This window comes from Plantactinospora sp. B5E13 (genome assembly GCF_039871775.1).
Taxonomy (GTDB): domain Bacteria; phylum Actinomycetota; class Actinomycetes; order Mycobacteriales; family Micromonosporaceae; genus Plantactinospora.
In genome coordinates, this window is sequence record NZ_JBDPLT010000004.1 from 1 (window position 1) to 16766 (window position 16766).

Here is a 16766-nt window from a genome sequence, read left to right on the forward strand (position 1 = left end):
CGCCGTACGGGTGGCCCAACGCCTCCTCGCGATGACCGCCGCGATCTGGCACAACAACAAGACCGGTGCACCCGTCACCCGGTCACTGATCGCCTACGACCACTGACCGGGATTCGGAACAACTCGTCTAGCGTGCCCGGTGGAGGAACCAGCGCATGCTGCCCTCGTAGACCAAGGCGACCAGGAGGAACAGCCAGAGGAAGGACTCGGCCCTACGGTCGGTCGAGAAGAGTGCGGCCAGGATTCCCGCCAGGGCCAGGATCGTCAGACCCCGGTCCCACTCGCCGTCGCGTACGGCTTCGGCGGCGACCGCCAGCAGGACCACGCAGCCCAGCAGTCCTCGGCGCAATTCTGGGCGAATTCGACGACCCGCCGAATGCACCCCACTGGGGCACGACCGCGGTGCCCGCGTTCCCATAGATTGCCCGGACCGCCGGTCGGACCGGTTCGGTTCGATATACAACCGGAAGTCGAATCCCGGTCACACTCCGCAACAACGGTCACGCCTCAGCCTGCCGGGGCCCGCACTCCGGTCGATGGCCGGGTTCGCCGACTGGCGCCCACCGCCAGCGACGTAGGGTGCCCCGGCGGTTGCCGAGAGCGTCGATCGCGCCGCCTGGCCCTCCGACACGCCCTGTGAGCATGGCCGCGCCCGTGGATGAATCAACATTCAGCTAGATTCATGCCCAAACGGTACGGTGATCCGTACCCGATCATCCGGAATAGTTGCATAATGCGTCACAGGTCGCCAGGCATCAGGCTGAAGCGGCATAAAGGAGCGAAAGGCGCGAATGTGAAGCTCACCTTTGTTCGCAAGACGGCGCAGTCACAGGTCAACAACTGCCCGTCGCTGTACCGCACCGACCGTGGCACCTTTGTCGTCCAGGGATGGCGGATCTCCGATCCGGAGGCGCTCTCCCAGCTCGACATCCCGCCACACGAGACGGCGGTGGAGGTGCCGGCCGACGTGCTGGCGGAGATCGCGAAGACCCTGTAACAGCGGCCGGGCCGCAGCCAACGGCGGCCGGGCCCGGTGGTACCAACGGCCGATCGGCTCACCCGGTACGCGGGGAGCGTACCGCCCTCCGGCGTGGTGAGCCGATCGAACCGCAGCGCCCGCCCCTCCACACCTCTGTCAGGAGCCGGTCGCGCGGCAGGTCAGCACCAGACGTCCCGGCTCGGCAACACCCCCCGCTCGAGGTACTCGTTGACCGCCCGCTCGACGCAGGCCAGCGGTTCCCGCCCGTCGACCCGCCGTGGATAGAGCCCGTGGGTCCGCCGGTCGGCGGTGACCAACCGTGAGGCGGTGAGCCGACGATGCAGGTCGAGGGCGAGCGGATAGGGCGAGTTGTCCCGGGCCGCCTGGACCATCAGCAGCGGAACTCCGTGTGCGACCCGCAACGGCGGTTCCGTGGCCCGGCCCGGCCAGAACGCGCACGGCGTGACGTTGTTGACCAGCGGCCCGAAGACCGGCTCGGTGACCCGGCTCCGTTGGACGTTCCGCCAGTACTCCGCCGGGCCGTACGGCCACCGGGGGTCGGCGCAGAAGACCGCGAACGACGAGGCCATCACGCCTTCGATCATCGGGTCCCGCAGGTTCAGCAGGTCGAGCAGGGCGGCCAGTTCCGGCGCCGGGGTGACCGGGTGCCCGGCCGCGGCCCGGGTCAGGCCGTACAGCGTCGTGGCCAGCACCTCGTCGTTCGCCTCGTCACCGAGCCAGTTGCGGATCACGAACGGCAGGATGTTGTCGTCGACCCGGTGGCCGCCGATCTCGATCGGTCGCTGTGCGGCCTGGGCCAACAGGTTCCGCACGCTGCTCCTGATCTCCGCCGGGCTGTCGCCGAGCGGGTAGCCGCTGCCGCGCCCGGCCGCCCACTCCTCCAGCGCGGCCTCTGCCCGGGCCCCGCCCGCCCGGTTGAGGTCGTACTCCGACTCCACCGCCGAGACGCTGTCGAGAACCATCCGATCGACCCGGTCCGGAAACAGCTCGCTGTAGACCGCGCCGAGGTCGGCGCCCCACGAGACGCCGTAGTACGACAGCCGGGGCTCGCCGAGCACCGTCCGGATCAGGTCCATGTCCCGGGCCACGTCGCGGATCCCGGCGTACGGCAGCAGCGCCGCGTTGCGTTCGTGGCACCGCCGGGCGAAGTCCGCCGAGAGCCGTACCGACTCCGCGAAGCCGGCCCGGTCCAGCCCGGCGGAGCGGGCCACGTCGCCGAGCCGAACCGGCCCGCAGGTGATCGGCGTGCTCCGACCGACAAAACGGGGGTCGAACCCGACCAGGTCGTACCGGCCGGCCACGTCCCCGAGCACCGGCCGCAGCCGCAGCGGATAGTCCAGTCCGGCGCCGCCCGGCCCGCCCGGGTTGAACATCAGGACGCCCCGTCGACGCGCGACGTCGCCGGCCCGGATCCGGGACACCGCCAACTCGATGGTCGGCCCCTCGGGCCGGCGGTGGTCCACCGGCACCCGCAGCGTCGCGCACTCCACGCCCGCCTCGGCCAGCGCCTGGTCGGCACACGCGGCGAACCTCGGCGGCGTCCCGTACCGGCCCTGGCCGGCCGACCCGGAGCCGGCCGAGGCGGCGGCCATCGGCGTGGATGCGATGGCCGTGCCGCTGACCAGCAGCACCGACACCGCCAGCAGAGAGATCAGTCGCATCGGGCCTCCGAGCCGGACAACGGATCGACAAGATTCACCGACCACGTTAGGGATCGCATCGCGTCCCGCCGATCCGGCTGGCACCCCGACCGCCGGTGGGGACACCCTCACCGCCGACCACCGAACCGCCGCACCGGCCCGGCCGGTCAGCCGACCTGTTCCGCCGGCATCTCCCGCAGGTCGGCGAGCCGCACCGGGGTACGCGCCGCGAGCAGTCGCTCCAGTCCCACCACGTCAGCCACCTCGCCGACCACGTCCACCCCGCCGACCTCCCGGCGGTAGCGGTACGCCAACCGGTACAGGTACCGGCCACCGACCCGCTCGACACTCACCCGCCACCGTCCGCAGCAGGAGCACGCCCAACCCCGCATCCCGCGAACATAGCTCTGACCTGTGAAAACGTTCCGATCGCCCGGTCGGTACGGTGCTGCTGGGGCCGCCGGGGCGGCTGGGACGGCCGAGCCGCCCCACCCAGCGGCGACGATCTGGTTGACTTGGCCGGGTGAAGCTGCCGATCAACCCACCGGTCGAGCCGATGCTGGCCAGAAGCGTGCCGAAGATGCCGACCGGCGACGGCATGACGTACGAGCCGAAATGGGACGGCTTCCGCTGCATCGTCTTCCGGGACGGCGACGAGGTGGAGCTGGCCAGCCGGGGCGGCAAGACCCTGACCCGCTACTTTCCCGAGGTTGTCGCCCAGGCCCGCGCACAGCTGCCGACCCGGTGCGCGGTCGACGGCGAGCTGGTCGTGATCCGTCGGGACGGGCCGGACGGCCAGCCCCGGCTCGACTTCGAGCTGCTGAGCCAGCGCATCCATCCGGCCGCCTCCCGGGTGAACATGCTGGCCGAGACCACCCCGGCCGACTTCGTCGCCTTCGACCTGCTCGCCCTCGACGACGAGGCACTGCTCGACGAGCCGTACGAGCGGCGCCGGGCCCGGCTGGTCGAGGCACTCGGCGCGGTGGTCCCGCCGGTGCACGTCACCCAGACCACCACCGACCTGGCGACCGCCCGCCGCTGGTTCGAGATCTTCGAGGGAGCCGGGCTGGACGGGCTGGTCGCCAAACCGGCCGACATCGCGTACGAGCCGGGCAAGCGGCTCATGTTCAAGGTCAAGCACACCCGGACCGCCGACGTGGTGGTCGCCGGCTTCCGCTGGCACAAGTCCGGCCCGGTGGTCGGCTCGCTGCTGCTGGGGCTCTACGACGAGGCAGGGGTGCTGCACCACGTCGGCGTCTCGGCGTCGTTCACCGCCACCCGCCGCAAGGAGCTGCTGGACGAGTTGGCGCCGTACCGGGGTGACGAGGTCGCCGCCACGCACCCGTGGGTGCACGGCGACCACACCAGCGGGCAGCGAATCCCGGGCGGGCCGAGCCGGTGGTCCGGCGCCAAGAGCCTGGAGTGGGAGCCGCTGCGGCCGGAGCTGGTCGCCGAGGTCGGCTACGACGCGATGGAGGGTGACCGGTTCCGGCACACCGCCCAGTTCGTCCGCTGGCGGCCCGACCGGCAGCCCCGCTCCTGCGGGTACGACCAGCTCGACCGTCCGATCCGGTTCGACGTCGACCAGGTGCTGCGCGGCGACCCGACCGCCACCACCTGACCCCGGACAGCGGCGACCCCCGGACAATCCCCGAACCGGACACCGCCGGACCCCCCGGGCGATGCCTGAACCCGGCGGCGGCCCGACCACTGCCCGGTTCACCGCCCCGGCTGCCGGGCCCGGTGGTCACGCCCCGCCGTTCGCCCGGACCGCGTAGCCTGGCGATCGGAGAAGATCACGGAGGGATTCTCTTGGCCCGCACGCACCTTCGCCGGTTCTTCCCGGCCGGTACCCGTCGGCTTCCGCTCGCCGGCCTGCTCGCGATCGTCCTGCTGACCGCCGGCTGCACCCTGCCCGGGTTCGACCGGGGCGACAACACCGACCGGCGTGGCCGGGCGGCCGGCACCGCCGGCCCCGGCGCCCCGGACTGGAAGCCCTGTCCGGACGTCCCGCGCAAGCTCGTCGGGCGGGGCGCGGCGAACATGCGGTACGACTGCGCCACGATCGCCGTACCCGGGGACTGGAACGCGGCCGCCGGCACCACGCCGAACGGCGAGGGCAGCGGTCTGGAGATCGCCCTGCTGCGGATCCGTTCCACGAAGCAACGGGACCGGATCGGCTCACTGTTGATCAACCCGGGTGGCCCGGGCGGCTCCGGCATCGACACGGCGGTCTACCTGTCGTTCGGGCCCTCCTTCGGCGGGCTGCCCGACGACGTGACCCGACGGTTCGACATCGTCGGCTTCGACCCCCGGGGAGTGTCCCGCTCCTCCCCGGTCAAGTGCATCTCCGACGCCGACCTGGACAGCACCTTCGGCTACCAGCCGGACCCGGAGAGCCAGGCCAGCTTCGACGGGCTGGTCGCGCTGAACCGCCGGATCGGCCAGACCTGCGGCGACAAATACGGCGACCGGCTGCGGCTCTTCTCCACCGAGCAGGCGGCCCGGGACATGGACGCGATCCGGACCGCGGTCGGCGACGAGAAGCTGAGCTACCTCGGTTTCTCCTACGGCACCCTGCTCGGGGCGACGTACGCGCAGCTCTTCCCCCGCAACGTCCGGGCGTTGGTGCTCGACGGCGCGGTCGACCCCCGGCAGGACCTGATCGCCGGCTCGGAGAGCCAGGCCAAGGGATTCGAGCGGGCGTTCGACAACTTCACGAACTGGTGCGCGCGGACACCGCGTGACTGCCCGATCGCCCCGGACGCCCGGGGCGCGGTGACCGAGGCGCTCGACAAGGCCGAGGTCTCCCCGGTACGTGGCGAGGGCGGTCGGGAGGCGACCGCCGGTTGGGTCTTCTACGCGGTGATCTCCTCGCTCTACACCGAGTCCGGCTGGGAGAAGCTCGCCGCCGCGATCGACTCGTTGCGGGGCGGCGACCCGAAGGGCGTCTTCGAGTTGGCGGACGCGTACGCCGAACGGGACGCGGACGGCCGGTACAGCAATCTCTTCGACGCCAACCTGGCGGTGAACTGCGCCGACGAGGACTCGCGCCCCGGGGTGGACCGGATCCGCGCCCTGCAGTCACAGTGGCGCACGAAGTACCCGCTGTTCGGCGCCCCGCTCGCGGTCGGGATGCTGAGCTGCGCGTTCTGGCCGGCTCAGCGGGACCCGTATCCGACCGGGGCGGCTGTCGGCGCGCCACCGATCGTGGTGGTCGGCACCACCGGGGACCCGGCCACCCCGTACGAGCAGACCGCGAAACTGGCCGACATGCTCGGCGTGGGGCGGGTGCTGACCTGGGAGGGCGAGGGGCACACCGCGTACCCGCAGACCCGGTGCGTCACCGACGCGGTCGACGCCTACCTGATCGACCTCAGGGTGCCGGCCGAGGGGACCCGCTGCCCGGCGCGCTGAGCACGACGACCGGGTCCCCGTGGCCTGACCCGGGACGGGCCCGTACCGGACAGCTCCGGTACGGGCCCGTCGTGGTTGATCCGCCCTGACGGAACCGCCGTGGGTTTGGCTCCGCCGTGGTGGACCGGTCAGTTGGGGGCGTGCACCCCGGTGGCGTTCCAGTCCCGGGTGGCGCCCCGGACGTACATGGTCGACGACTGGTTGCCGGAGAAGTACTGCCGGATCGAGCCGGCGAACGGCGTGCTGGAGGCGTTGCGGCCGTACACGTCGGTGTAGACCGTGGTCGGGCCGCTGTTCTGCACCTGGAAGGTGCCCGGCCGGAACTCCCGGAGGGTGCCCTTGAACGGCGAGCGGGGGTCGTCCCAGGCGAGGTTCTGCCCGGCCTGGCGGGCCTGGTTGCAGTAGTCGCCGCCGGCGAGGTTCGTGTAGCACAGGTCGACGATCCGGCCCAGGTTGTTCGGCTTGCTCGGGTCGTAGTAACGCGACGGGTTGACCACGTAGAACAGCGGCGCGAGGCGGAAGTTCAGCCCGGAGCCCGTCACCGAGAAGTCGGAGAACCAGAAGTCGTCCATGTCGGAGACGGTGAACGGCACCGGGTTCGGGTAGAGCGGGTCGTAGTGCGTGCGACCCTCGCGGATCGCCTGGACGCAGCCCGGCTCGGTGATCAGCCGGCCCAGCGACCGGGTGTCGGACGGGGAGTCCGCCGGCACCGCGGGTTGGACGTTGATGAACGCGCCGCCGAAGCCCGGGCACTCGCTGGGGCTGAACCCGCCGGCCCGGCCGAGCGGGATCATCGCGTTGTAGCGGGCCTCGGTGACCTGGCCGCCGTTGCTCGCGACGCAGCGCTGGTTGAAGAGCAGTTCGTGGACGTTGTTGCTGAACGCGTCCGGCGAGTGGGTGCCCTGGTGGAACTTGAGCAGGGTGTCGCAGGTGGCGATCGTGGTGCCCTGCGGCGGGAAGAAGCTGGTGCCGTTGTCGCCCTGGATCACGTTGACGTTGTTGACGGTGAGGACCTTGTGCCCGACGTGGTCCTCGTGCCGGTGGCTGTGCTCGGCCATGTTGTCCAGCATCACCTCGCTGGTGTAGCCGAACGCCGGCCAGCCGACCGTGCTGTACAGGTCGGACGGTCGGGGGTCGTCACCGTGCTCGTGGCCGAAGTTGCAGCCGCTGGGGTCGCGGGTCGGGTGCCAGGTCGGGTAGACCTTGCCGTCCGGCCCGTACGTCCAGTACCGCGCGTGGATCTCGACCGAGCACTCGCCGGAGCGGGGCAGGTAGCCCTTCTCGTTGGCGGTGGCGATCAGTTCGTACGCCCGGCTCTTGGCCGCGCCGGCCGGCGGGAGCGCGGTCCCCCAGGTCGGGTTCCCCGGTGGCGGGGTCGTCGGGGGTACGGTCGGTTGACCGGTCGGCGGGGTGGTCGGCGGGGTGGTCGGCGGGGTGGTCGGCTCACCGACCGCGCCGGTGCACGCGGTGCCGTTCATGGCGAACTCGGTCGGTGTGGTGTTGCTGCCGGTCCAGGAGCCGTTGAAGCCGAACGTGGTGCTCGCTGCGGTGCCGAGGCTGCCGTTGTAGCTGGCGTTGCGGGCGGTGACCTGACTGCCGCTCTGCGACACGGTGGCGTTCCAGGCCTGGGTGACCCGCTGACCGGACGGGTAGCTCCAGGTCAACGTCCAGGAGCTGACCGGGTCGCCGAGGTTCGTGACGGCCACCGAGGCGGTGAAGCCACCCTGCCACTGTGAACCGACGGAGTAGGTTACCCGGCAGCCGGCCGCGGCGGCTGCGGGTGCGGGTGCGGCGACGGTGATGGCCGCTCCGCTCGCGGCGACCACGGCGGCTACGGTCGCGGTTGGCCACAGCCGGGACCGATAGCGGTGGATGCGCATCTCCTGATCCTCCAAACGAAGGCGGACGGGTCGACGGAAATGCGCTCCCTCAGGACGGTGACCGTGCCAAAAAGGTACGGAGCGGGCGTACCTGCTCTGATTCGAGCCCGGTCCGCAGGGGCGACGGGAGCCGGTGCGAACCGTTTCGGCGGGGAGACAGAAGCGTTTCCATCGAAATGTTTCTATCTATGTTACTGACCGTTTCGACGCTGTCAACGCACACCGGGCAACCCCGACCCCACCACCCGACACCGCCCCGGCCGGCACCGCCCGACCCCGCGTCGACCAGCCCGAACCGCCGGCAACGGGACGTCACGACAGCGATTCGACCCGGGATCCCGACCGGACGTACCCGCGCCGACCCGCTCAGCCGGTCGGCGCGGTGAGGTACGTCCGGGCGGCGGCGACAAACGCGTCCGGGTCGTCGGCGTAGAGACGGACCCGGGCGGTCGGCTCGCCGGCCCCCTTCGGCAGGGCGAGCGGGAGCGGGTCCCGGAGTACGACGTCCACACTGGTCTGACTACCCACCCCGAGGTGGACGATCGGGCCACCGTCGTCGTGTTCGACCTGGACGGCCTTACCGGAGGGCAGCGACCGGTACCGCTTGTGCACGGCCGTGACGGCGTCCCACGGGATCGTCAGGTCCAGACTGACGCCGTTGCGCACCCGGATCCCGTGGCGGTCGAGGACGTGCGGGTGGAGTTTGAGTATGGCGTACAGCCCGAACATCCAGATCAGCCCGTAGATGCCCAGCACCAGGACGAGGTAGCGGGCCGGCGACCACGGCACGAGCCGACTGACGATCAGGTCGAAGATCGGGATCTCCACCGCGGAGAGCACGATGAACATGACGAGGATCGGCCGCACCACCCCGAGGTAGCCGAACGTCACCGCGCCGGGCGGGTACGCGACCGGGCGGCGCAGCAGCCAGCGGAAGAGGCTGCCCCACATCGCCGACTCGTAGGCGACGGCCCGTCGAACCAGGGATGTACGTTCCACCGACGTCGCCTCACTTCCGGCCCGGAACCAGTACGCCGAGCCACCCGAGTTTTACAATGCGACTGAAATGTAACCAGCTTCCCGGCCGGTTGCAAGACGATCGCAATGTGATCATGGGGGGACCATGGTCGGATGCTCCGCCGCACGGTGTGCCAGGCTGTCCCCCATGGCAGAGCTGATCTTCCGTACCGCAGGCCGCCCGGACGTACCGGCAATCGTGTCGATGCTGCTCGACGACGAGGTGAGCGCCGCCCGGGACCCCGGCCATCCGGTCAGCGAGGAGATCGACGCCGCCTACTGGGCCGGTTTCGAGGCGGTCGACGCCGATCCGCGCAACGAGCTGGTCGTCGTGGAACAGGACGGTGAGCCGGTCGGCACCATGCAGCTCACCTTCATCCCCTCGCTGAGCCGGCGGGGCGCCGAGCGCCTGCAGATCGAGGCGGTACGGGTCCGCGCCGACCTGCGCGGGAACGGCATCGGCCGACGGATGATGGTCTGGGCGGTGGACCAGGCCCGGGAACGCGGCTGCGGGCTGGTCCAGTTGACCACCGACAAGCGGCGTACGGAGGCGCACCGGTTCTACTCGTCACTCGGTTTCGAGGCCAGCCACGAAGGAATGAAACTGACCCTGCCGAGGAACGGGGACAGCCGCCCCGTCCACACCGGGGACTCCGCCGCCACCGCCTGAGCATCTCTGTCGGTAGCAGCCGGACCGGACCACCCGGCCTCAACGCCGCGGCACCGGTCGACTCACGACGTGCGGTCGCGGTCCTTGGAGGGCTGCACCCGCTTCGGTTCGCCGGGCATCTTCGGATGGTCGGGTGGGTACGGCAGGTCGCCGCCGGCACCGTCCCGTTCGTCGCGGTCGGCCCACTCCAGCAACGGGGTGATGTCCCACGGACCGTCGTCGATCCCGGCGTGCGGGTCACCGATCTTCGCGAGCCGTTCCGGCACCGTCCGCAGGTCGAAGTCGTCGGGCTCGACGTCCGGCAACTCGTCCCAGGTGACCGGGGTGGAGACGGTGGCCCGGGCATTGGCCCGCAGCGAGTAGGCACAGGCGATGGTCCGGTCCCGGGCCATCTGGTTGTAGTCCAGGAACACCTTCTCGCCGCGTTCCTCCTTCCACCAGGAGGTGGTGACCAGATCGGGACGGCGTCGTTCGATCTCCCGGGCGAAGGCGATCACCGCGCGGCGTACCTCGGTGAACGTCCACCGGGGCGGGATCCGCAGGTAGATGTGCACGCCCCGGCCGCCGGAGGTCTTCGGCCAGCCGACCGCGCCGAGCTCGGCCAGCAGCGCCCGCACCTCACCGGCCGCCTCCACCGCGTCGGTGAAGTCGGTGCCCGGCTGCGGGTCGAGGTCGATACGCAGCTCGTCGGGACGGTCGACGTCGTCGCCCCGCACCGGCCACGGGTGGAAGACCACGGTCCCCATCTGGGCGGCCCAGGCGACGTGTGCGAGGTCGGCCGGGCAGAGTTCGTCGGCGCTCCGACCGCTCGGGAACTGGATCCGGGCGGTCCGGATCCACGGCGGTACGCCCCGGGCCGGCACCCGCTTCTGGTAGAACATCTCCCCCTCGATGCCCTCCGGGAAGCGCTGCAGCGCGGTCGGCCGGTTGCCCAGCGCCCGCATGATGCCGTCACCGACCGCCAGGTAGTAGTCGAACATGTCCTTCTTGGTGAACCCCCGGCGCGGGAAGTAGACCCGGTCGGGGCTGCTCAGTCGTACCGTGTGCCCGGCCACCTCGACCTCGACGGGCTTCGCCTTCCCGGCGCCACCACCAGCCATGGGCCGACCCTAGACCACCGGTGTGACGTCGGCGGCCCGACGCGGTGACGCGGCGCCGCGGGTCGGCAACGCCGGAGCTCACGACCGGGGACCGGTCCCGGCGGAGGTGCAGCCGTACCGGTGCTCCTCCCAAAGTTGCGCGATCATGACGAGCTTCCGCTCGAATCGCGGGTCGCGGTCGAGCGGGCCGCCGTCGTACGGCACGCGCAGCCGCAACACCGCGCCGTCGGAGAGATAGACCGCGACGAGGGTACGCCCCCGGCGCCGCTCCGCCCGGACGTCGACCACGAGTCGCCAGGGGGCGACACGGCCCGGACCGTAGCCCCGGGTCCGCACCCCGGCCCCGTCCAGGGTCGTGCCGGCCCAGGCACGCAGCACCACGCCGCAGAGCAGACCGGCCGGCAGCGGGGCCAGGACCACGACCCAGACCACGTCCGGCAGGTCCCGCCCGACGGGCGCGACGGTGGCCACCACGAGCAGCGCCGCGCTGCCGACGCCGCCCGCGCGCAGCCCGTGCACCAGCGACTGTCGCCAGGTCAGCCGGTACTCGGCCAGCACCGGTCGTTGGTGCCGGCCGCGCCTGATCCCACCCGGCCGGAGGGCCGCCCGCATGTCTGGTCAACGACCCGCCGGGCGGCCGGTGATTGCCGACGGTCGAGATCGGCGGCTGATGATCACCGACGGCCGAGATCAGAATCACCCGGACCGGGTACCAGGGGGAAGATCGCCGCCGTACCGTGGAGGCATGGCTGCCGACGACAGGAATCCTCCCCTCGACCAGGACACCGGGCTGCCCACGAGCGAGGAGGAGTGGCGGGTACGGCTCAGCCCGGAGGAGTTCCGGGTGCTGCGCCAGGCCGGTACGGAGCGTCCGTGGACCGGCGAGTACGTGGACACCAGGACGGCGGGCACGTACCACTGCCGGGCCTGTGGTGCGGAACTCTTCTCCAGCGACACGAAGTTCGACTCGCACTGCGGCTGGCCGAGTTTCGACCAGGCGCTGCCGGGCGCGATCCGTTACCTGGAGGACCGCTCGCACGGCATGGTTCGGGTCGAGGTGCGCTGCGCCCGGTGCGACTCGCACCTGGGGCACCGGTTCGACGGTGAGGGCTACACGCCGACGAACGCCCGCTACTGCATCAACTCGATCTCGATGCGCCTGGACCCGTCAACCACGTAGGATCGCGACAAATATCCGAAACGGGGGATTTGTCATGGCGTCCTGCGAGGTCTGCGGCAACGACTACTGGATGGCGTTCGAGATCCGTACGGTCAGCGGCGACGTGCACACCTTCGACTCGTTCGAGTGCGCCGCCCACAAGCTCGCCCCGGTCTGCGAACACTGCGGCGTCCGGATCCTCGGCCACGGGGTCGAGGTCTCCGGACGCTTCTTCTGCTGCGCCCACTGCGCCCGGGTGGTCGAGGGCGAACGCGGGGCGGAGATCCGGGACGCGGTGGGAGCCCGGCCGGCCTGAGCCGAACCGGCGCCGCCTACCATTCCGGCATGTCCGCCCCACAGACCCGTACGCCCTCCGCCGCCGGCGACCTCGACCTCCGGATCGCCTCCTTCGCCGACCTCTCCACCCGCGCCCTGCACGACCTGGTACGGCTGCGGGTGGACGTCTTCGTCGTCGAGCAGGAGTGCGCCTATCCGGAACTGGACGGTCGGGACGTCGAGCCGGGCACCCGACACCTGTGGTTCGCCCGGGACGGGGTGCCGCTGGCCTACCTGCGTCTGCTCGCCGACCCGGGGCCGGCCGGGGAAACCGGCGCCGTGGCCCGGATCGGCCGGGTGGTGGTCGCCCCGCAGGCCCGTGGCGAGGGTCTCGCCGGACGCCTGATGACCGAGGCGTTGACCCTGGTCGGGGCCCGGCCCTGCGTCCTGGACGCGCAGGCCCACCTGGTCGACTTCTACGCCCGCTTCGGCTTCGCCCCCAGCGGCCCCGAGTACGTCGAGGACGGCATCCCACACGTGCCGATGCGCCGCGAACTGACCTGAGCCCCTCAGGGCAGGGTGTTGACCAGTTCGCCGATGCTGCGCCGGCGGCCGGTGTAGAACGGCACCTCCTCGCGGACGTGCCGGCGGGCCCGGGAGGCCCGCAGGTCACGCATCAGGTCCACGATCCGGTGCAGTTCGTCGGCCTCGAAGGCAAGCATCCACTCGTAGTCGCCGAGCGCGAACGAGGCGACCGTGTTGGCCCGGACGTCCGGGTAGCCGCGCGCCATCCTGCCGTGCTCGGCCAGCATCTCCCGGCGCTCGGCGTCGGGCAGCAGATACCACTCGTACGAGCGGACGAACGGGTAGACGCAGATGTAGTCGCGGGCCGGCTCACCGGCGAGGAACGCCGGGATGTGACTCTTGTTGAACTCGGCCGGCCGGTGCAACGCCATCTGCGACCAGACCGGGGCCAGGTGCCGGCCGAGCGCGGTGCGGCGCAGCCGCCCGTACGCCTCCTGGAGGGCGTCGCTGGACGACGAGTGCCACCAGATCATCAGGTCCGCGTCGGCGCGCAGCCCGGAGACGTCGTAGCTGCCCCGGACCACCACGTCCTTGCCGGCCAACTCGTCGACCAGCGACCCGACCTCGGCCGCGACACCATCCCGGGCCTCCGGCAGCGGGCCGGTGGCCCGGAACACCGACCACATGGTGTACCGGATGCTCGCGTTCAGCTCCCGCAGCCGGGCCGCGTTGCTCTGCTCCGACGACTGTTCCGCACTCATGCTCTCGATGCTCCCCACACCTCGATGATCTCCTCCGCCGCCGTCTCACCCGACCGTACGCAGATCGGGATCCCGACCCCGTCGTAGCCGGCACCGGCCAGCGCCAGGCTCGGGTACGCCTCCCGCAGCGCCGCCCGGGCCGCGGCGACCCGGTCCAGATGGCCGGGGGTGTACTGCGGCAGGGCGCCGCCCCAGCGCTGCACGTGACTGGCGACCGGTACGGGCAGCCGTGCCCCGTCCCCGGCGGCGCCGACCACCAGCGCGCCCAGTTCCCGGTGCACGGTCGAGACGAGTTCGTCGTCGGAACACTGCAGCAGGTGCTCCTCGCCGTACCGGCCGACCGAGGCGCGGACCAGCACCGTGCCGTCGGCCCGCCGCAGGTGCGCCCACTTGGTGGTGAAGAAGGTCGCCGCCTTGACCAGGGTCCCCTCCCCCGGCGGCACCAGGAACCCGGAGAGACCGGTCGGCAGCAGGTCGGCGGCCGTCGCCGGCAGGGCCAGGCTGACCAGCGCCACGCTGGCGTAGTCGAGCCGGCCGACCAGGGCACCGACCGCGACGTCGACCCCGGCCAGCAGTCGGGCCGCCGGACGGGCCGGCAGCGCCAGCACCACCGCGTCGACCTCGACCAGTTCCGGGTCCCGGGTCGGTCCGACGACCAGCCGCCAGCCGCCCGGCACCGGGATCAGCTCCCGGACCGCCGCGTTCAGCCGGATCTCGGCGCCGCTCGCCTCGGCGGCGGCGGCCACCAGGCGGCTCACCCCGCCGGTGACGGTGGCGAAGACCGGCGCGCCCGGCGACCGGGGCGTCGCCGCCTGGGCCGCCCGGACCGCGCCACGCAGCGTCGACTCGTTGCGGGCCGCCCGGGCCAGCGCCGGCATGGTGGCGGCCAGCGACAGTTCGTCGGCCCGACCGGCGTAGACCCCACCGAGCATCGGGTCGACCAGCCGGTCCACCACCTCGGCGCCGAGCCGCCGCCGGACCAGGTCCCCGACCGTCACGTCCTCGTCCGGGCCGAGCAGCGGCCGACCGCCGTCGTGGTCCCGCTCCGCCTCCGGCCGGGCCACCGTGGTCACCGCCGCCAGATCCCCGGGTACGCCCACCAGGGTGCCCGGCGGTATCGGGCGCAGTTCGCCGCCGATCGCCAGTGCCGCCCGCCCGGTGGCCGGGTGCACCAGCGCGTCACCGAGTCCGACCCGGCGGGCCAGGGCGACCGCGGCGGAGTCACCACCGGCCGGATCGCGGACCAGGAACGCCTCGGCACCGAACTCGACCGTCGAGCCGGCGAGTGACCCGGTACGCAGTTTGCCGCCGAGCGTGCCCGACTGCTCGTACACGGTGATCCGGGTGTCGGCGGGGAGCCGGTCGCGCAGCCGTACGGCGGCGGCCAGCCCGGCGATCCCGCCGCCGACCACCGCGATCCGCGCGCCGTCGCGTCCCACGCGCTCACTCACGCCGTCACCTCACTCAGCCTGCGTCAGCCCGCGGACGCCTCGTGGACCAGGGCGACGACCCGGGTCAGTACGTCGGGATCGGTTTCCGGAAGTACCCCGTGACCGAGGTTGAACACGTGCCCCGGGGTGACCGTTCCCTCGGCGAGGACCCGGCGCACCTCGGCCTCGACGACCGGCCACGGCGCGAACAGCACCGCCGGGTCGAGGTTGCCCTGCACCGCCTTGTCCTGCCCGATCCGCACCGTCGCCGCGTCCAGCGGGGTACGCCAGTCGACCCCGACCACGTCCGCCCCGGCCTCGCCCATCGCGGTGAGCAGTTCGGCGGTGCCGACCCCGAAGTGGATCCGTGGTACGCCCGCGTCGGCGAGCCCGTTCAGCACCGCCGCCGAGTGTGGCAGCACGAAGCGGCGGTAGTCGGCCTCGGAGAGCGCGCCGGCCCAGGAGTCGAAGAGCTGCACCGCGGAGACGCCGGCGCCGATCTGCACCCGGAGGAAGGCGAGGGTGATGTCGACGAGCCGGGCCAGCAGTGCGTGCCAGACGTCGGGCGCGCCGTGCATCAACGCCTTGGTGCGTACGTGGTTGCGCGACGGCCCACCCTCGACGAGGTAGCTGGCCAGGGTGAACGGCGCACCGGCGAAGCCGATCAGCGGGGTGTCGCCGAGTTCCGCGACGAGCAGCCGTACCGCTTCGTCCACAAAGGAGACGTCGGTGGGGTCGATCGGGCGGATCCGCGCCACGTCGTCGAGGGTCCGCACCGGCTCGGCCACCACCGGCCCGGTGCCCGACACGATGTCCAGGTCCACCCCGGCCGCCGCCACCGGTACGACGATGTCGCTGAACAGGATCGCCGCGTCGACGCCGTGCCGGCGGACCGGCTGCAGGGTGATCTCGGCGACCAGGTCCGGCCGTCGGCAGGACTCGAGCATGCCGATGCCCTCGCGTACCTTCCGGTACTCCGGCAGCGATCGGCCCGCCTGCCGCATGAACCAGACCGGGGTGTGCGGCACCGGCTGCCGGCGGCAGGCCCGAACGAACGGGGAATCACCCGGCCCGGGTACGGCCGGTTTGTCGTCTCGGGCGGCATTGCCCGTACTCGTGGCGCTCATCGGCGCAATCGTGCCACGCGGGTCGGGAGGGGCGTCGCGCAGCGCCGGGTTTTGTGGCGTGGGCGGCTGATCGGGCGGGGCCCCGGCGTCCGGCCGCCCTCTCTCCGCCCCCACCACCGGCACCGCCACGGGCCCGGCTACGGCGCGGCGCTCCCCCACCGCGCCGACGATCGGCTTAGGCTGCGGATATGGCCCCCCCGATCGTGCAGCCCGAGACCTTCGCCCGTGCGGTGGCGGGGTTGCGCTCGGCGGTGCCGCGCGAGGAGATCGTCCTCGAGGAGGTCGGCGCTCCGCAGCGGCTCGCCCCGTACGCCTTCGCGCTCAGCGCCACCGTGCACCGCGACGGCGACGAGGTGGCGACCGGGCGGCTGATCCTGCTGTACGACCCGGCCGGCCACGAGGCGTGGGAGGGGACCCTGCGGCTGGTCACCTACGTCACCGCCGAACTGGAGATCGACCTGGCCGCCGACCCGCTGCTTCCCGGGGTCGGCTGGACCTGGCTGACCGACGCGCTGGAGGCGCGGGAGGCCGGATACCGGGCGATCGGCGGCACGGTGACCCAGACCATGTCCACCCGGTTCGGCGATCTGGCCGGCCCGCCGGCCGCCGGGGACGTCGAGATCCGCGCCTCCTGGAGCCCGACCGACGACAATCTGCGGCCACACCTGCTCGCCTGGTGCACCCTGCTGGCCTCCACCGCCGGGCTCCCGCCGCCGGGTGTCACGGTGTTGCCGCACTCCCGGCCGGCCGGCGCGGCCTGACCG

18 protein-coding genes and 1 pseudogene are annotated in these 16766 nt (G+C 72.0%); 9 read left to right on the forward strand and 10 right to left on the reverse strand.

Annotated elements, in window-relative coordinates:
- A pseudogene (locus ABGB05_RS05165) lies at positions 1 to 106 on the forward strand (IS982 family transposase); the annotation flags it as partial.
- A gap of 21 nt (positions 107 to 127) precedes the next feature.
- On the opposite strand, the gene ABGB05_RS05170 reads toward ABGB05_RS05165, so the two are convergent.
- Positions 128 to 325: a hypothetical protein gene (locus ABGB05_RS05170; protein WP_347651984.1), complete on the reverse strand. Its 198-nt coding sequence runs from the start codon at positions 323 to 325 to the stop codon at positions 128 to 130.
- 468 nt (positions 326 to 793) lie between these two features.
- Between ABGB05_RS05170 and ABGB05_RS05175 the strand changes: the two genes are divergently transcribed.
- Positions 794 to 997, forward strand: a complete 204-nt coding sequence (locus tag ABGB05_RS05175; protein ID WP_331217862.1) for a hypothetical protein — start codon at positions 794 to 796, stop codon at positions 995 to 997.
- A 161-nt stretch (positions 998 to 1158) separates the two neighbouring features.
- Here the strand turns inward: ABGB05_RS05175 and ABGB05_RS05180 are convergent, their stop codons facing one another.
- Positions 1159 to 2661, reverse strand: a complete 1503-nt coding sequence (locus ABGB05_RS05180; RefSeq protein WP_347651985.1) for an alpha/beta fold hydrolase — start codon at positions 2659 to 2661, stop codon at positions 1159 to 1161.
- A gap of 146 nt (positions 2662 to 2807) precedes the next feature.
- A complete protein-coding gene (locus ABGB05_RS05185) occupies positions 2808 to 2993 on the reverse strand; it encodes a hypothetical protein (protein ID WP_347651986.1) in 186 nt (61 codons plus the stop codon).
- A gap of 170 nt (positions 2994 to 3163) precedes the next feature.
- Here ABGB05_RS05185 and ABGB05_RS05190 point away from each other — a divergent pair, with 170 nt between their 5' ends.
- Positions 3164 to 4261, forward strand: coding sequence for an ATP-dependent DNA ligase (locus ABGB05_RS05190; RefSeq protein ID WP_347651987.1), 1098 nt, complete (start codon positions 3164 to 3166; stop codon positions 4259 to 4261).
- Positions 4262 to 4515: 254 nt separating this feature from the next.
- Positions 4516 to 6057: an alpha/beta hydrolase gene (locus ABGB05_RS05195; RefSeq protein WP_347652232.1), complete on the forward strand. Its 1542-nt coding sequence runs from the start codon at positions 4516 to 4518 to the stop codon at positions 6055 to 6057.
- A 128-nt stretch (positions 6058 to 6185) separates the two neighbouring features.
- Here ABGB05_RS05195 and ABGB05_RS05200 read toward each other — a convergent pair whose 3' ends face one another.
- Together ABGB05_RS05200 and ABGB05_RS05205 are read right to left on the reverse strand one after the other, a co-directional pair.
- Positions 6186 to 7937, reverse strand: coding sequence for a cellulose-binding domain-containing protein (locus ABGB05_RS05200; protein ID WP_347651988.1), 1752 nt, complete (start codon positions 7935 to 7937; stop codon positions 6186 to 6188).
- A 366-nt stretch (positions 7938 to 8303) separates the two neighbouring features.
- Positions 8304 to 8936, reverse strand: a complete 633-nt coding sequence (locus ABGB05_RS05205) for a hypothetical protein (protein ID WP_347651989.1) — start codon at positions 8934 to 8936, stop codon at positions 8304 to 8306.
- Positions 8937 to 9102: 166 nt separating this feature from the next.
- On the opposite strand from ABGB05_RS05205, the gene ABGB05_RS05210 reads away from it, so the two are divergent.
- Entirely contained in the window at positions 9103 to 9624 is a 522-nt protein-coding gene (locus ABGB05_RS05210; protein WP_347651990.1) for a GNAT family N-acetyltransferase, read from the forward strand.
- Positions 9625 to 9686: 62 nt separating this feature from the next.
- On the opposite strand, the gene ligD is transcribed toward ABGB05_RS05210, so the two are convergent.
- A complete protein-coding gene (gene ligD / locus ABGB05_RS05215) occupies positions 9687 to 10724 on the reverse strand; it encodes a non-homologous end-joining DNA ligase (protein WP_347651991.1) in 1038 nt (345 codons plus the stop codon).
- A gap of 78 nt (positions 10725 to 10802) precedes the next feature.
- Positions 10803 to 11282: a hypothetical protein gene (locus tag ABGB05_RS05220; RefSeq protein ID WP_347651992.1), complete on the reverse strand. Its 480-nt coding sequence runs from the start codon at positions 11280 to 11282 to the stop codon at positions 10803 to 10805.
- Between the two features lie 187 nt (positions 11283 to 11469).
- Between ABGB05_RS05220 and msrB the strand changes: the two genes are divergently transcribed.
- From msrB to ABGB05_RS05235, 3 genes are read left to right on the forward strand one after another with little or no spacing between them, the layout of a single operon-like run.
- Positions 11470 to 11904, forward strand: a complete 435-nt coding sequence (gene msrB, locus ABGB05_RS05225) for a peptide-methionine (R)-S-oxide reductase MsrB (RefSeq protein WP_347651993.1) — start codon at positions 11470 to 11472, stop codon at positions 11902 to 11904.
- 34 nt (positions 11905 to 11938) lie between these two features.
- On the forward strand, positions 11939 to 12199 hold the full coding sequence (locus ABGB05_RS05230) for a Prokaryotic metallothionein (RefSeq protein WP_347651994.1): 261 nt from the start codon (positions 11939 to 11941) through the stop codon (positions 12197 to 12199).
- A 29-nt stretch (positions 12200 to 12228) separates the two neighbouring features.
- Complete coding sequence (locus ABGB05_RS05235; protein WP_347651995.1) at positions 12229 to 12723, forward strand: GNAT family N-acetyltransferase; 495 nt, start codon at positions 12229 to 12231, stop codon at positions 12721 to 12723.
- Between the two features lie 5 nt (positions 12724 to 12728).
- On the opposite strand, the gene hemQ is transcribed toward ABGB05_RS05235, so the two are convergent.
- From hemQ to hemE, 3 genes are read right to left on the reverse strand one after another with little or no spacing between them, the layout of a single operon-like run.
- On the reverse strand, positions 12729 to 13445 hold the full coding sequence (gene hemQ / locus ABGB05_RS05240) for a hydrogen peroxide-dependent heme synthase (RefSeq protein WP_347651996.1): 717 nt from the start codon (positions 13443 to 13445) through the stop codon (positions 12729 to 12731).
- Positions 13442 to 14896: a protoporphyrinogen oxidase gene (hemG, locus tag ABGB05_RS05245; protein WP_347651997.1), complete on the reverse strand. Its 1455-nt coding sequence runs from the start codon at positions 14894 to 14896 to the stop codon at positions 13442 to 13444. The genes hemQ and hemG overlap by 4 nt, the downstream gene beginning before the upstream one ends.
- A gap of 23 nt (positions 14897 to 14919) precedes the next feature.
- On the reverse strand, positions 14920 to 16002 hold the full coding sequence (gene hemE / locus ABGB05_RS05250) for a uroporphyrinogen decarboxylase (RefSeq protein ID WP_347651998.1): 1083 nt from the start codon (positions 16000 to 16002) through the stop codon (positions 14920 to 14922).
- A 188-nt stretch (positions 16003 to 16190) separates the two neighbouring features.
- On the opposite strand from hemE, the gene ABGB05_RS05255 reads away from it, so the two are divergent.
- Positions 16191 to 16763 (forward strand): DUF3000 domain-containing protein, encoded by a 573-nt coding sequence (locus tag ABGB05_RS05255; RefSeq protein WP_347651999.1) that lies wholly within the window; start codon positions 16191 to 16193, stop codon positions 16761 to 16763.
- Positions 16764 to 16766 lie beyond the last annotated feature (3 nt).

What these genes read in the sequence shown, in the direction of transcription:
- ABGB05_RS05180 (WP_347651985.1), bottom strand. Translation starts at nt 2,661, where the DNA reads ATGCGACTGATCTCTCTGCTGGCGGTGTCGGTGCTGCTGGTCAGCGGC.
- ABGB05_RS05200 (WP_347651988.1), bottom strand. Translation starts at nt 7,937, where the DNA reads ATGCGCATCCACCGCTATCGGTCCCGGCTGTGGCCAACCGCGACCGTA.
- ABGB05_RS05210 (WP_347651990.1), top strand. Translation starts at nt 9,103, where the DNA reads ATGGCAGAGCTGATCTTCCGTACCGCAGGCCGCCCGGACGTACCGGCA.
- ligD (WP_347651991.1), bottom strand. Translation starts at nt 10,724, where the DNA reads ATGGCTGGTGGTGGCGCCGGGAAGGCGAAGCCCGTCGAGGTCGAGGTG.
- msrB (WP_347651993.1), top strand. Translation starts at nt 11,470, where the DNA reads ATGGCTGCCGACGACAGGAATCCTCCCCTCGACCAGGACACCGGGCTG.
- ABGB05_RS05230 (WP_347651994.1), top strand. Translation starts at nt 11,939, where the DNA reads ATGGCGTCCTGCGAGGTCTGCGGCAACGACTACTGGATGGCGTTCGAG.
- ABGB05_RS05235 (WP_347651995.1), top strand. Translation starts at nt 12,229, where the DNA reads ATGTCCGCCCCACAGACCCGTACGCCCTCCGCCGCCGGCGACCTCGAC.
- hemQ (WP_347651996.1), bottom strand. Translation starts at nt 13,445, where the DNA reads ATGAGTGCGGAACAGTCGTCGGAGCAGAGCAACGCGGCCCGGCTGCGG.
- hemE (WP_347651998.1), bottom strand. Translation starts at nt 16,002, where the DNA reads ATGAGCGCCACGAGTACGGGCAATGCCGCCCGAGACGACAAACCGGCC.
- ABGB05_RS05255 (WP_347651999.1), top strand. Translation starts at nt 16,191, where the DNA reads ATGGCCCCCCCGATCGTGCAGCCCGAGACCTTCGCCCGTGCGGTGGCG.